The sequence below is a fragment of the Ancylomarina euxina genome, assembly GCF_003863355.1.
Lineage (GTDB): Bacteria > Bacteroidota > Bacteroidia > Bacteroidales > Marinifilaceae > Ancylomarina > Ancylomarina euxinus.
Window position 1 is genome coordinate 1 of the sequence record NZ_QQWG01000030.1, and the last position, 13524, is coordinate 13524.

Below are 13524 nucleotides of genomic sequence, written 5' to 3' on the forward strand. Positions count from 1 at the left end.
AGATAAATAATCGTAATCACAATATCAAAAAGATTTGCCAAAAGAGCAAGAATTATGGTTAATCATTTCACTCTCTTTTCCATGGGTATTTTTAAATTCATTTGTTGAGTGCAATGAATGGTAACGGTCTTGCTAAGTTGCGTGGGCGATTTAAAAGAAATAACCTTTCAAACCGCGCGGAAGCAAGCCGCATAAATTTGTTTATATTTTTCAGCAAACCAATTAAAGTGGCTTGCTGGTGTTTCTTAATTGTACTAAACTTACAAGCTACTCGCCACCGCCCATGAAATTTAGCTTTTGTTACCATTTCGTTGTTTTTCAGAGTCAAATTTATCCGACCAAATTCCGTTTTCACTGTTCATGGTTTGAATAAACTCAGACAGTGTGCTATTACGAAAAGCATTTCGATTGAGTGAGCAATACCTAAACTTGTTAAATTTCATATACAGTTCAGTTTTTGTTTTCAATTCAGATTCCGAAAACTTGCTAAAAATTCGGTTGTGATTTTTATTCCGTATTTGAGACAGAATCCCTTTTTCTATTGTTTTTATTTTCGTTAGTAACTATTGATATTATCGAAGCGATAATGAGTATTGAAGAACCGATAAACAACCAAAATCTTGCTGATGAAGTATCAATATCCGCAAAATCAAAAGTTAGAATATTTATAAGCATTGCAATTATAACTAGTATTGAGGATAAATTTCTTTTAATCATAGTTTATGTTTTTTTTTGAGTTACAATGAATGGTAACGGTCTTGCTAAGTTGCGTGGGCGATTTAAAAGAATTATCCTTTAAACCGCCAAGTAAGCAAGCCGATTAAATTTGCTTATATTTTCCAGCAAACCAATTTGAATTGGCTTGCTGGTGTTTCTTAATTGTGTCAAACTTTCAAACTGCTAATCACCGCCCATGAAATTTAGCTTTTGTTAGCGGCTGATATTTAACTCCTTAAGGTTCATAGTCTTCGAAAATTATCTTATTTGCACCGCCAAGTTGAGTATTGAAGAATTGAATCTCGTGTGATTTGCGCGAAATTATCTTATAAATTCTCTTCTTCGAAACCTCGGGAGTGTTAGAACCAAAATATACAGATTTAAGCATTTCGATAGGATAATGTCTTATTCTCTCTTCAGGAATCTGATTTTCTTTAAAATTGATTTGTATAGCCCTTAATTCTTTTTCATATTCCCAATTGAGAGTCTTTGTTGAAAAAACCCACTCTAATTCATGGGCATAATCATGAGTCCAACTTTTATTTAATTCAATTAGATCAGTATCGTTTTCATTTTCGAAAACTGGAGCAAATTTGAAGAAATTAACATGAGGTTGTTCTGCTTCATAAGAAACAGAGCGAATCCTATCTTTATATGTATAAGTCTCTTTTGTAAATTCTTTAATAATATTGCCGTCTTTAGCTAGTGTTTTAAAATCATGATTTACTTCATAAGTAAACATCCCTAGAGTTTCAAGATTAAATTCCAAACATACTCCCGCATGTTTACTTGCATAATGTGCCCACATAAGTGGTTCGTTATTTTTTTCTGAAAAACAAGAGACAAAGCTTGCACGCAAGAATTTTCTTGATAATTGTTCTAGTTTGCTCTTTAGTCTAACTTCATCCATTTTAACTTCAGGAACAACTTCACTGAAAGAAGCTCTAAGAATAGTAATAAGGTTTTCTAGCCAAATGTTTTTATTAGATACTAAATGAGCTTCCATTTTTTCAAAAATTGATTCTTTCAATTCTTGAATAGCTTCATCGTTTTTATGAAGTTTTATAAAAAGATTGGTAACCTCAATTGTTGATGTTTTTCCAGATAAATCCACATGAACTTTCATAATAAACCATATTAAGTAATCAAGTGAATTTATTTCATAAGGAGTGAAATCAATTCTTGCACTCAAATCTAATGGGTCATTTAGCTCTTCATAAGATGCAAAATACAATTCATTATAGTATAGTTCCTTGAATAGAAAATCAGAATGAGGTCTATATTTGAAAATTGTACGCATGTTTCTCTTTTTTATATTTGCCGCTAACGGTCTTGCTAAGTTGCGTGGGCGATTTAAAAGAATTAACCTTTCAAACCGCGCGGAAGCAAGCCGCATATATTTGTTTATATTTTTTGCAAACCAAATCTAGGTGGCTTGCTGGTGTTTCTTAATTGTACTAAACTTTTGAACTATTCATCACCGCCCATGAAATTTAGCTTTTGTTAGCCACCGTAATTTATAATAAGCGTTCAATTGTTTTTCTAATATTTTCAACAGATTCCTTTATTGAAGATGCTTCATTTAAAACAGTATTGATGTCTACATTATATCTCTCTTGTATATGTTGGACTAGATATTTATTCTGAGCCAAGCACACTTGAGTAGCTTTTTGAATATTAGCATTAATTTTATCTTGTCTCATAGAAAATATTACCGACGTAACGATTATTAAAATAAAGACACCAACAGTTAAGAACGATAGCATTTCAATTACTCTAGCAATAATACCAACAGGTACAATACTTTCAATATTACCGAATGTTACTGTTTTAATAGTGTAATAAATGAAATCAAAAAAATGTGGAATACCTGTGACATTAAAGCTTTCAGGAAAAGTATGATATAATTGAAAATTTAAAAATGTGTAAAAGGTAAACGTGATAAATACAAAACCAACAAGTTGGTAAATCCAGGATACAACAAAGGCTCTTTTCCCTTTAAAGCTGGTCAGGTTAGTTCCTAAAAATTCGACGATTGAGTTTGCTATTATTAACCTTTTAATACGTTTAAAATTTCTTTCATCTTCAGGTAATTTTTCATCTTCCTTATTTTCTTCAAAGCTTTTAATCATTTTATAGGATTGCTCTGGAGATTCTATTAGTTGGTCTAAAGTTTTATCAATATCAGCCCCAAAAATCTGTGCTGGTTGAAAAGATTGTTTCACATATCTAATTACAATCTTGTAATAAATGAATGCGAAATAAACCATACTAAATATTTTCACATAAAGATAATCCGTTGTTGATAATAGTAAAATGGTTCCTGATACCAAAATCATATGGATAAAGGTAGATTTGTACTTTTTTATCCGTGTGAATATTAGGTTGGCGTAACCAGATAAAAGGTATATTTTTCCTTTGTTTAAAACAGACTTGGGAATAAACCAGAATATCATCAGAAATGGGTAGAAAAGGATACTCAAATTATAGTACCATTTAGTTTTCAACATAACTATAGCAACAGTAGATAAATAAATAAAAGGTATGGTATTATTTATCCAGTGTAAGTCTTCAGGCATGCCTTTTAACAATGTAGTATCTCCCCTAAATAAAAGTATCCACGTTCCTAAGATCCATAATACGCTATACGTTATATGTTTTCGAAGAAATTTCCAATAAATTGGTTTATCAATGTTTAAGTTAAGAAATGTTGTCATATTACTCTTCTCTAATTGAACTATTGTATTTTCTTATGGTGGCTAACGGTCTTGCTAAGTTTTCGTGGGCGATTTCGAAGAGTTTTCCTTTCAAACCGCCAAGTAAGCAAGCCGATTAAATTTACCTATTAATATTTTGAACAAGACAAATTGAATTGGCTTGCTGGTGTTTCTTAATTGGACTAAACTTTCGAACTGCTTATCAGCGCCCATGAAATTTAGCTTTTGTTAGCTGCTGCCATTATCGTTTTTTTAGATTGTCCCGATGAATGATATAGAAGTCAATCCAACAATTATAAACAATGAAATCAAGATCAATCTTGGAGAAATTTTATCAATTGAATCAAGATCTTGAATTAGAGTGTCAATTACACATATTTCTGTTTCAACAACTTCAGTCTTAGCAATGAAATCTCCAATTCTTCGTTTTGGATTTATTATAATCATTAATACTTCTAAAGGCCAAAGCATCATTGTTACATTTCTTAGCATACATTGCAATTGTGATGCTTCCTTTTTAGTTTGGATGTCAACTATTTTAAAGCCAAAAGTTCTCTTTCCTGCACTCATTCCAGATGCAATGTCTTTGTTAAGAATTATAAATAATAATACCAACCAAGGCAACAACATAACAGATAAGTAGGTAGGAAAATATTCAATTTCAGGATATATAAAAGTCTGTATTAAAAAAAATAAAATCATAAAAAGTAAAAAAAAGGGCATTATGATAGCCATGCAAAACCATAAATCACTAATCATTGATTTCATTCTAGAATTCAAGATGGTCATTGGAAAGCTGTCAGCTTGTTTTAAATAACTTTTAGTGAAGAAGTTTAATATCAATTTTCTGGGTATTCTCATAGTTTTTTATTTTCCTTTGGTTGCAGCTAACGTAAAGCATAAAAATCGAAACGGCCAAAGTGCGCAAACGAATAAATGCTTAGCCAAACATAAGAAAAAAGCGCGAAAAGTAGCAGCCGCAATACATTAAATTTTGTCAGCCCGAATGTGTGGAGGCTGCGGAGCAGACTTCAAACGCCAGTTTTGTTTTTTAATGCATTGTTGTGCCTCGTAGCCATAAATACCAATTATCCTTGCCACTTGGTTGGTGAAACTACCAATGCGCGTAGGCCGAAAAATCATCATGATAATTCACGAAATCAGTTCGTTCTAGAATCGTGTCATATCAGGACGATACACCGATCCGTCTTGAAACCTCACAAAGAATAGGAATCTGTCAAGCACGATCTCATGAAAACTCACGCTTAGTAAATCAAATCTTGAGCGGGCTGGCGTGTTTATAATTGAAAAATTATCAAGGCTTAGAAACCGATTTAATTGGTATTTGATTTGGGGAAATAAATCCGCTATGAGGCACAACGGCTCGAATATGCGTAGTGCGGGATTTCAAGGCACTTCCCTATCAAACCGCTACAAATTTTAGTAAATGTACAAACTTAAATTTACCCGCATCGCCCGCATTACGTATATTTATTGTTGTATGCTGGCGTTCATTGATTTCTATCTGTTTATCAATCTATTAGCAGTCTTTTTTATGTCCTTATTAAATCGCACAAATCTACCTACGAAGTACAAATTTATTTTGTTTTTTTGAGCGCCGGCAAACCCTAATGCCCTGTGGCAAATTGGGTCAGCTTTGTAAGCTCTTTGACAAAGCTTTGGCTTTAGAGTTGGCTCGTGGAGCTTTGGTAATGTGCTTGCAAAAGAGCAGTCTTTTTATCCGCAAGTATGTCCTTTACTTTTAAATTCTTTTACTGTCATACCATATGTCTTCTTAAATGTCCTTGCCAAATGGCTGCTATCAGTAAAGTTTAATTGCCATGCAATTTCTTTTAAACTAAGGTCAGTATGCAATACTTTTGTTTCTACTATTTTAAGTTTTGATTTTAAAACGTAATCAACAAGACTAACTCCAGCTTGCTTTTTAAAGTATTCTGAAAAGTAAGTTTTAGAAATACCAAAGTTTTCTGCCAATACACTTAATCGAAGATTTTCATTGTCCAGCAAGTGAGTGTTAATATAACGAAGAATTTCTCCAAATCTATTATCAGTTTCGTTGGCTTTGCCCACGTATTTGTTTTCAATACTTCGTGCTAAAATATTTAGAATAGAAGCTATAGAGCCCGAAATTATCGAATCAGAATAGCTGTCAGCTCGCAAATATTCCTGATATATAGATTTTATATTATTAATAATAAACTGTCTGTCATGTTCTGATGATATTATATCACCAGGCACCTTATTGTATTTGGCAATTATGTAAGCAATTTTATCAAACCACACATTATAATCAGTCAGATTATTTTTTTGTAGAAAAAAATGGTCAGTAAACCTTATAAAATAGAATTTGGATGGACTTAAAATTTTAAATGAATGACAATCCAATGGTGGCAGGAAAAATATGTTCCCATCAATATATTCAAATTCATGTTGGTTAATGCATTGGCTGCCGGTTCCTTTTTCAATATATACTATTTCAAAGAAATTGTTTTTATATGGTCTTTTAGTCCACACCTCCATTTCTTCAATATGTATTTCAAATAGTTTGTTAATTGTCTCAGTTTTCATTGTATCAGAATTGGTTTACATTTTAATATTTGAGTCTAAATTACTACAATAAATAGATATTACCTCTGCTCCTTGATGTGTTTCTTTATTAAAACCAATTAATATACAATTTATTCCAATTTGTATACAACACCAGCGGACTAAAACTGCTTTACCTTTGTATCATAACAAATAAATAAAATAATTAACAATTTAAAATTTAGTATTATGACTTATTATTCAGTATTAGACGTTACTCCAACAACAGACAAGTGGATTCCTGATTATTTACCGGTTTCAAATAAGCTTGTTCCTAAATATGGTGGGAAATATGTTGCAAGAACAACTTCACACGAACAAGTTGAAGGAGATAAAAAGGAAGCTGGTTTAAGAATTATTATCGAATGGCCAAGTAAACAAGCAGCTATGGATTTTATGAATGACCCAGAGTATGCTCAACATTTGAAAGCAAGAACAGAAGGCTCAGTAAGCAATCATTACCTAATAGAAGCAAAGGATGAATTTGCAGGATAATAGAAATTCAAAAGAGTTTTTATTAATGTAAAGGCTCTTTAATTATAAAGAATTCGCAAATAAAAACAATTTCATTTAAACAACATAGAATCATGAATATTACAGATATAGCAAATTGGCGTTACTCAACAAAGGAATTTGATCCTTCAAAAAAAATATCTGAAAAAGATTTCGACAAGATTAAAACTCTTTTGCGAATGAGTCCTTCAAGCACAAACATACAGCCATGGCATTTTGTAATTGCAAATACAGAGGGTGGAAAAGAGCGCATCGCAAAAGGGACACAAGGTTTTTATCAGTTTAACGAGCAAAAAGTAAAGGATGCTTCACATGTTATTGTTTTTTGTGCAAGAACCGATGCTGATGATGAATATATGTTACACCTTTTGGAAACCGAAGACAAAGATGGCAGGTATCCAAATGATGAAATTAAACAAATGGTATTTGGTGCACGAAATATCTTTGCCAAGATGCACAAATATGACTATAAAGACCAACAACATTGGATGGATAAACAGGTTTATATGAATATGGGAAATCTCTTACTTGGGGTTGCTGCTCTAGGCATTGACGCACTGCCAATGGAAGGGGTGGATATGAAAGCCTTAGATGAAGAATTTGGCTTACGAGAAAAAGGATTTACAGCCATTGGTGTTGTTTCATTAGGTTACCGTAAGGAAAGTGATTTTAACATGCCTAATAAAACTCCTAAATCAAGATTGCCTGAAGAAGAAATTATTACAATTCTAAGCTAAGACAATGAAAAAGAATATACTTATAACCGGAAGTACCGATGGAATTGGTAAACTGGCAGCTTTAAGGTTGGCAAATGATGGTCATGTGGTATACTTGCATGGAAGAAATGAGGAAAAGCTTAACGATACCATTTCGGAAATAAAGGAAAACACAAAAAATGATAATGTATTTGGTTTTGTTGCCGATTTTTCAAATTTGAATGTTGTTAAGAATATGGCAGAGCAAATCATGAAGAAAATCGACAGACTAGATGTTATCATTAATAATGCAGGCGTATTTAAAACTTCAGCAACTCATTCTAATGAAGGATTAGATTTGCGATTTATGGTCAATTACATTGCTCCTTTTGTTTTAACAAATAAGCTACTACCATTATTAGAGCAAGGAACTGACTCAAGGGTCATCAACTTAAGTTCAGCAGCACAGTCTGCAATATCCTATGATGCGATGGCTGGTAAGCAAAAAATAAGTGTAAATGAATCGTATGCTCAGAGTAAATTAGCCTTGACTATATGGAACTATCATTTTGCAAACCTACATAAAAATATAACTGCCATTGCAGTAAATCCAGGTTCATTACTTAATACAAAAATGGTAAAAGAAGCATACGGGCAATATTGGGCACCGGCTGATAAAGGAGCTGATATATTATATGATTTGGCTATTGGGGAAGAACATAAAAAACATAGCGGTGAGTACTTTGATAATGACTCTGGAGTGTACGCAAAGGCTCATGGTGACACCTACAATTCCAATATTGTAAATAACCTCATTGAATTTACGAATAAACTAACAGATTGATATGAATTATACAGGACCGGTTTACAGGCCTCCTTACGAGGCAAATACTCTGCTGTTAGAAGTTACAGTTGGTTGTGCTCATAATAAATGTACATTTTGTACAATGTACCACGATGTTAAATTCTCAATAGCTAAAGCTGATAGAATAGAACAAGACTTGCAAGAGGCTCAAAGATTATATCCGAACGTAAAAAGAATATTTTTAGTAAATGGAGATGCTTTTGTATTATCAGCAAATCGCTTAAAGAATATAGCAGAACAAATTCATAAATATTTACCAAAGGTTGAAATCATTACTATGTATGCATCCATAAACAATATCATGCATAAATCTGATGAAGAATTAGCTGAACTAGCTAAACTCGGAATTGGGGATTTATGGATTGGAGTTGAGACAGGATTGGGTGATGCCCTTGATTATTTAAACAAAGGGGCTTCATTGAGTGACACTGAGAAACAACTTGAAAGATTAAATATAGCCTGCATTACTTTTTTCTATGGATTTATGTTTGGTGCAGCCGGGAAAAACAGAGGTGTTGAAAATGCCATAGCCAATGCAAAACTAATAAACAAAGTTAAACCATTAGGAATTGTCCCAACCACACTAAACGTTAATAATGGAACAAAACTTGAAGCTGATATTGCAAATGGAAGTTTTCAAATGGCAACAGAGAAAGAAATTCTGGAAGAACAGATAAAAACCATTGAATTGATAAATGTGCCAACTTATTACATGGGTATTCATGTTATTAATACGGTAAGTTTTGACACTCAACTCCCTAAAGGTAAGTTGGAAGCAACTGAAAAAATTAAGTTAGTATTAAATAATACTACTAAAGAAGTACTGAACAGTGTTCCTGAGCGTCATTCAATTTAATACATATTGTCTATGAATCGTTTTTTAGGTTGCGTTTGGTAAAACAGCTCTTTTGCAAATTTTGGTCTGTGAGTTAGTTCGTGCGATTTGCAAATGTGCTGTTCCTGCATTGGGTTTCTTTTCTCAGTGCGGTGGGAGAAAAAAATAAAATAAATTCCCTCAAATTTGCACTGTCGTTTCTTCGATGAGCTTTCTCTCTTTTGCTTGCATACAACGGTCACTTGCAAGTTGTCGTTGCGGATTTCGAAGAGCGTCAGTGTCCGATAGGACATGACGGTCAAGAAAGGAGCAGAGACAGCGCAAACCACTGCACCCGCAATGCAATTTGCAATTTGTTGTGCGTTCGTTTTTATTTATTTTTTGGTGTCCCAGGATTTATTGTTGTTTCCGTTGTTGTAATATTTTGTACTTCAAAATAGTAATCTAAATTTTTTAGTCCTTTTATAATTGTATCAAAGATTTTCTCGTCTGTGTTTTCTTGTAAAAATTCTTTCAACTTGCTCAATGCATCCAAAAAGTCAACTGCCAATACATTTACATTTAATGATTCTTCTTCAACTCCGTCAATCTCATGTGGAATATACAGTTCTGAAGTATTCTTATTTTTACAAATACCGGCAAACTGTCCTTTAAATTTTGGAAAGAAGTGATGCATCATTCCGTGTCTATAGTTGTAAATCTTTTCGAAAGTCACATTGTCATAATAATCTGGAAATAATTTCTCATTTGGGAAAAATAGAAAATAGCTTATGTTGTCTTTTGACTTTCCTGTTTCTCCATTTGGATTCAATAAAAAACCTAACAATTCCATTGAAGAAATAATAGTCATAGCTGTTGGAATTGTACAGCCTCCCATTCCTGTTTCTTTGTCAGGTTGTATTGATTGTAAAATTGTCAAATCCTTTACAATATAATTATCAATAAATTTTTCAAAGAATCTAATTACTTTTTGTCTATCTGTCTCAAGTGTCATATCGGTTGTTTTTAAATGACGCACAACGGTCTTGCTAAGTTGCGTGGGCGATTTAAAAGAATTAACTTCTCAAACCGCTAAAGAAGCAAGCCGCATAAATTTGTTTATATTTTTACGCAAACCAAATTTGGGTGGCTTGCTGGTGTTTGTTAATTGTACTAAACTTTCGAATTGCTCGTCACCGCCCATGAAATTTAGCTTTTGTTACAGCACGTTTATCATGATACTTCTTTCTTACAAATCCGATTAAATATTTTGTTTATTCTTAAGATCTTGAAACCTATTTGTAACAGAAATATACAAATGATTGCTAAAGAAATATATTCTGATTTGACAGTTTCATCTTGAATTATTAAAGCTGCTAGAGAAAATGCTACTATTGCTAAAATATTGAATAACGAAAGAGAATAAGCTAAGGATATACGTTTATCTTCGATATCACCTTCAATAAAAATTGGTGTCCAATTATGTGTTGAAAAAATGAGACTGGAAGTATATAATTTGAACGTATTTGTTTTGATCTCACCTTCAAATAAGATCTTCAAAGATTTCTTAATGTCTAATCGGTATCCTTTTGAGAACAGGGAAAAAGGAAAGACATGAAATTTGTTAAGATCTTTGGAAGTGATCAATCTTTTGGAGAGCAACATGATTAGTTCTTGCTCACTTTTAACTGAATTGAAACTTTTCTTATAAATTATCATTCGAATAGTTTTTCCTAAATGTGCTGTAACGGGCTTGCTAAGTTGCGTGGGCGATTTTAAAGAGTTGATCTTTCAAACCGCTAAAAAAGCAAGCCGATTTAATTAACTTATTTATGTTTTGAGCAATCCAATTGAATTGGCTTGCTGGTGTTTCTTAATTGAACTAAGCTTTCAAACTGCTTATCACCGCCCATGAAATTTAGCTTTTGTTACAGGGCGTTTTCATTCTTTATTCGCAATAGTTAGGATTTACCCAAATATCATCGCTATCTATTTTAGATCTCAGAAAAGATTTAATTCGCTTAATTTTCTTCTTTTTTTTTGATCCAAATGAGAAGATATCAAGTTTTACTAATTGCCCATTATTCTCTGTAATTTGTCCATCTATTTTCAAATATTTATTCTTTACTAGTCCTGGTGGAAAGATTCTCAATTTTAAGCTTAATGTGTCTCCTATAGAATAGGAGTCCATTCTTCGGATATTCTGTTCCAACAAAACTCCTTTCCGAAATTTTAATTGCGTTTCTTCTTTATATTCTACGAAGCTGTACTTTTTGTCTAAGTAAATCCCTCCATATCTCCATTGGTTTCTATTAAAATGGTACAGCGTTAAATCTTTTGTATACCAATCTGCATAAACAAAGCCTTCAATTAATTTTGGTGAATAATTATTAAGTTTCAGATAGTTGATGATATCTAGATGTTTCTTTGTAGAATCAACTTTCACAACATCAATCAAGGCTAATTTTCCTTCAATAATTTTCCATGTTGCACAATATCCCCGCCAACAAGCTGTATGTGGAAAATTGGACTTTCCATATTTGAAAGGACTTTTTTCTATTTTTAATTCTTCTAATGGAAAAGTTTTTAAGTATACAGTATCTCCATCAATTATCAACTTGTCAGAAAGCTGCTCTGTCGAGAAAACATCTGCAACAATGAAAATGAAAATTATTGATAAGATTATATTCTTCATTCTGGTTTCTGTTTTTAATGCCCTGTAACGGTCTTGCTAAGTTGCGTGGGCGATTAAAAGAGAAATCCTTTCAAACCGCGCGGAAGCAAGCCGCATAAATTTGTTTATATTTCTAAGCAAACCAATTAAAGTGGCTTGCTGGTGTTTCTTAATTGAACTAAACTTCTAAACTGCTCATCACCGCCCATGAAATTTAGCTTTTGTTATGGCTAGTTATTACATCGTCAAAGAAATTAATAAAAGTCATAATACGATTATTTATTCTACCAAAATCTATAATTAAACCAAGACCAATCTGTTCTCCGTTGCAACAAACAATTTCATTTTCAAAACTGACAGTGAGTTCTGTAAAATGTCGTTCACTGCGAAATTCCTTAGGACGATCTTCTACGATAAAGTAATTCTCACCTTTTTCAATGATATACCAGTTCAAATCAAAAAACACGCGGTCTGCAAATCTCATAAAAGTTGATTTGTCAAGTTTTCTTCGGAAGCTTTTTTGTTTATTAAAATGATCAAATCCAAAAGAAAGTTCAATTGGAATTTTAATTTTCGAAACTCTTTTTCTTCTACGCACTCTCTCAGCGATTCCATTCTCAACTACGTCGATTGTTTTGTGATTATATTTTCTAGATCTTAATATCTCAACACCAATCAATCGGGCTTCTTCATTATACTGCCTTTTATCACAAATGATCTTAAGCAATTCTTCATTCTTTTTAGTTTCGAATATGTTCTGCCAATCGTAATGACTCATTTATTTCTTGTCTAATTTTAATATAATATCAGCCTAGCTATATAATTAGCCATAACGGTCTTGCTAAGTTGCGTGGGCGATTAAAAGAATAATCATATCAAACCGCTAAGAAAGCAAGCCGATTAAATTTGTTTATATTTTTTGCAAACCAAATCTAGGTGGCTTGCTGGTGTTTCTTAATTGAACTAAACTTCCAAACTCGCATCACCGCCCATGAAATTTAGCTTTTGTTAGGCAATCGTTCTTATTCAATATAATTATTTCCTTTTATTGTCCATTCTGGTAATTCTTCATATTCTACAATTTTCCAATTATTACAATGGAATGTTCCTTTCACTTTAAAATCATTTTCAATAAAACCAAAAGGATTCGGTAATTCTAATTCATAATTCCCCCAAACATTTTGAGCAATTTTATAATCAAATCTGTTGATCTTAATTTTATAATTTTCAATTGAAGTTGAATCTATTTTTTTGTTTTCAAACTGTTGTTCCGTTGACGCTTTATAAATCTTTGCTTTTTCTACTATAGAGTCTCTTAAATAAAAAGTCAAAAATCGATATTGTCTTGAAACACCCATTTGAAATTCAGTCGCATTTCTATTTCCTTTTTGTAGTTCACTCAAAGCAGGAAATTCAGTTCTGATTTGAATTTTCAAGGTGTTGTTTTTTACGTTTTTCTCGCAATTACAAAATCCTATTAAAGTGTCAGTTTGTATTTCGGAATATGCTAATATAAAGTCTACTTTTTGAGGCTTCAAAGTCGAATCACGTTCGATAGTCGCAATTGCTTCTTTCTTCAGCTCAACGGTATCTATTTTTGCTTTAAAATTATGTTCGCTTTTTTTCGATTCAACTCCTTTTTTACAAGAGTAAAGACTTATTAATAATACCAAACTAAATATGTAGATTCTATTTTTCATTAATTGTGATTAACGGTAAAACGTTCATTTCCCCTTGAAATTTAATTTGTTAGCATCAGAAATTAATCGGTTACTCTGATGTGGGGAATGTTGCCTAACGGCCTAGTGTATGAGTAGTGCGGGATTTAACCCCACTAAACTTTCAAGCCGTGATAAAGCTCAAATATAGGCATTTATGTTCAAAATTTGCACGTTTCCCCGCATTACTTATGACACTTTGTT

12 protein-coding genes are annotated in these 13524 nt (G+C 32.4%); 4 read left to right on the plus strand and 8 right to left on the minus strand.

Features of this window, described 5'->3' with window-relative positions:
• Positions 1-952: 952 nt before the first annotated feature.
• The 4 genes from DWB61_RS16995 to DWB61_RS17010 all read right to left on the minus strand — a co-directional run bounded on the left by DWB61_RS16995 (position 953) and on the right by DWB61_RS17010 (position 6023).
• A complete protein-coding gene (locus DWB61_RS16995) occupies positions 953-2017 on the minus strand; it encodes a DUF2971 domain-containing protein (RefSeq protein ID WP_158614457.1) in 1065 nt (354 codons plus the stop codon).
• 217 nt (positions 2018-2234) lie between these two features.
• Complete coding sequence (locus DWB61_RS17000; protein WP_125032139.1) at positions 2235-3296, minus strand: hypothetical protein; 1062 nt, start codon at positions 3294-3296, stop codon at positions 2235-2237.
• Positions 3297-3686: 390 nt separating this feature from the next.
• Positions 3687-4295 (minus strand): RDD family protein, encoded by a 609-nt coding sequence (locus DWB61_RS17005; RefSeq protein ID WP_125032140.1) that lies wholly within the window; start codon positions 4293-4295, stop codon positions 3687-3689.
• Positions 4296-5171: 876 nt separating this feature from the next.
• On the minus strand, positions 5172-6023 hold the full coding sequence (locus tag DWB61_RS17010; RefSeq protein ID WP_125032141.1) for an AraC family transcriptional regulator: 852 nt from the start codon (positions 6021-6023) through the stop codon (positions 5172-5174).
• Positions 6024-6230: 207 nt separating this feature from the next.
• Here DWB61_RS17010 and DWB61_RS17015 point away from each other — a divergent pair, with 207 nt between their 5' ends.
• The 4 genes from DWB61_RS17015 (at position 6231) to DWB61_RS17030 (ending at position 8970) form a co-directional block, all read left to right on the plus strand.
• On the plus strand, positions 6231-6536 hold the full coding sequence (locus tag DWB61_RS17015; protein WP_125032142.1) for a DUF1330 domain-containing protein: 306 nt from the start codon (positions 6231-6233) through the stop codon (positions 6534-6536).
• Positions 6537-6628: 92 nt separating this feature from the next.
• The gene (gene nfsB, locus DWB61_RS17020; RefSeq protein ID WP_125032143.1) at positions 6629-7291 is read left to right on the plus strand and encodes an oxygen-insensitive NAD(P)H nitroreductase; all 663 of its coding nucleotides are present in this window, start codon (positions 6629-6631) and stop codon (positions 7289-7291) included.
• 4 nt (positions 7292-7295) lie between these two features.
• A complete protein-coding gene (locus DWB61_RS17025; protein WP_125032144.1) occupies positions 7296-8093 on the plus strand; it encodes an SDR family NAD(P)-dependent oxidoreductase in 798 nt (265 codons plus the stop codon).
• A gap of 1 nt (position 8094) precedes the next feature.
• Entirely contained in the window at positions 8095-8970 is an 876-nt protein-coding gene (locus tag DWB61_RS17030; protein ID WP_125032145.1) for a radical SAM protein, read from the plus strand.
• Between the two features lie 349 nt (positions 8971-9319).
• Here DWB61_RS17030 and DWB61_RS17035 read toward each other — a convergent pair whose 3' ends face one another.
• The 4 genes from DWB61_RS17035 to DWB61_RS17050 form a co-directional block, all read right to left on the minus strand.
• Entirely contained in the window at positions 9320-9943 is a 624-nt protein-coding gene (locus tag DWB61_RS17035; RefSeq protein WP_125032146.1) for a hypothetical protein, read from the minus strand.
• 933 nt (positions 9944-10876) lie between these two features.
• A complete protein-coding gene (locus DWB61_RS17040) occupies positions 10877-11623 on the minus strand; it encodes a hypothetical protein (protein ID WP_125032147.1) in 747 nt (248 codons plus the stop codon).
• A gap of 193 nt (positions 11624-11816) precedes the next feature.
• On the minus strand, positions 11817-12380 hold the full coding sequence (locus DWB61_RS17045) for a hypothetical protein (protein ID WP_125032148.1): 564 nt from the start codon (positions 12378-12380) through the stop codon (positions 11817-11819).
• A 244-nt stretch (positions 12381-12624) separates the two neighbouring features.
• A complete protein-coding gene (locus DWB61_RS17050; RefSeq protein ID WP_125032149.1) occupies positions 12625-13302 on the minus strand; it encodes a hypothetical protein in 678 nt (225 codons plus the stop codon).
• Positions 13303-13524: the final 222 nt, after the last annotated feature.

What these genes read in the sequence shown, in the direction of transcription:
- DWB61_RS16995 (WP_158614457.1), bottom strand. Translation starts at nt 2,017, where the DNA reads ATGCGTACAATTTTCAAATATAGACCTCATTCTGATTTTCTATTCAAG.
- DWB61_RS17000 (WP_125032139.1), bottom strand. Translation starts at nt 3,296, where the DNA reads ATGCCTGAAGACTTACACTGGATAAATAATACCATACCTTTTATTTAT.
- DWB61_RS17005 (WP_125032140.1), bottom strand. Translation starts at nt 4,295, where the DNA reads ATGAGAATACCCAGAAAATTGATATTAAACTTCTTCACTAAAAGTTAT.
- DWB61_RS17010 (WP_125032141.1), bottom strand. Translation starts at nt 6,023, where the DNA reads ATGAAAACTGAGACAATTAACAAACTATTTGAAATACATATTGAAGAA.
- DWB61_RS17015 (WP_125032142.1), top strand. Translation starts at nt 6,231, where the DNA reads ATGACTTATTATTCAGTATTAGACGTTACTCCAACAACAGACAAGTGG.
- nfsB (WP_125032143.1), top strand. Translation starts at nt 6,629, where the DNA reads ATGAATATTACAGATATAGCAAATTGGCGTTACTCAACAAAGGAATTT.
- DWB61_RS17025 (WP_125032144.1), top strand. Translation starts at nt 7,296, where the DNA reads ATGAAAAAGAATATACTTATAACCGGAAGTACCGATGGAATTGGTAAA.
- DWB61_RS17030 (WP_125032145.1), top strand. Translation starts at nt 8,095, where the DNA reads ATGAATTATACAGGACCGGTTTACAGGCCTCCTTACGAGGCAAATACT.
- DWB61_RS17035 (WP_125032146.1), bottom strand. Translation starts at nt 9,943, where the DNA reads ATGACACTTGAGACAGATAGACAAAAAGTAATTAGATTCTTTGAAAAA.
- DWB61_RS17040 (WP_125032147.1), bottom strand. Translation starts at nt 11,623, where the DNA reads ATGAAGAATATAATCTTATCAATAATTTTCATTTTCATTGTTGCAGAT.
- DWB61_RS17045 (WP_125032148.1), bottom strand. Translation starts at nt 12,380, where the DNA reads ATGAGTCATTACGATTGGCAGAACATATTCGAAACTAAAAAGAATGAA.
- DWB61_RS17050 (WP_125032149.1), bottom strand. Translation starts at nt 13,302, where the DNA reads ATGAAAAATAGAATCTACATATTTAGTTTGGTATTATTAATAAGTCTT.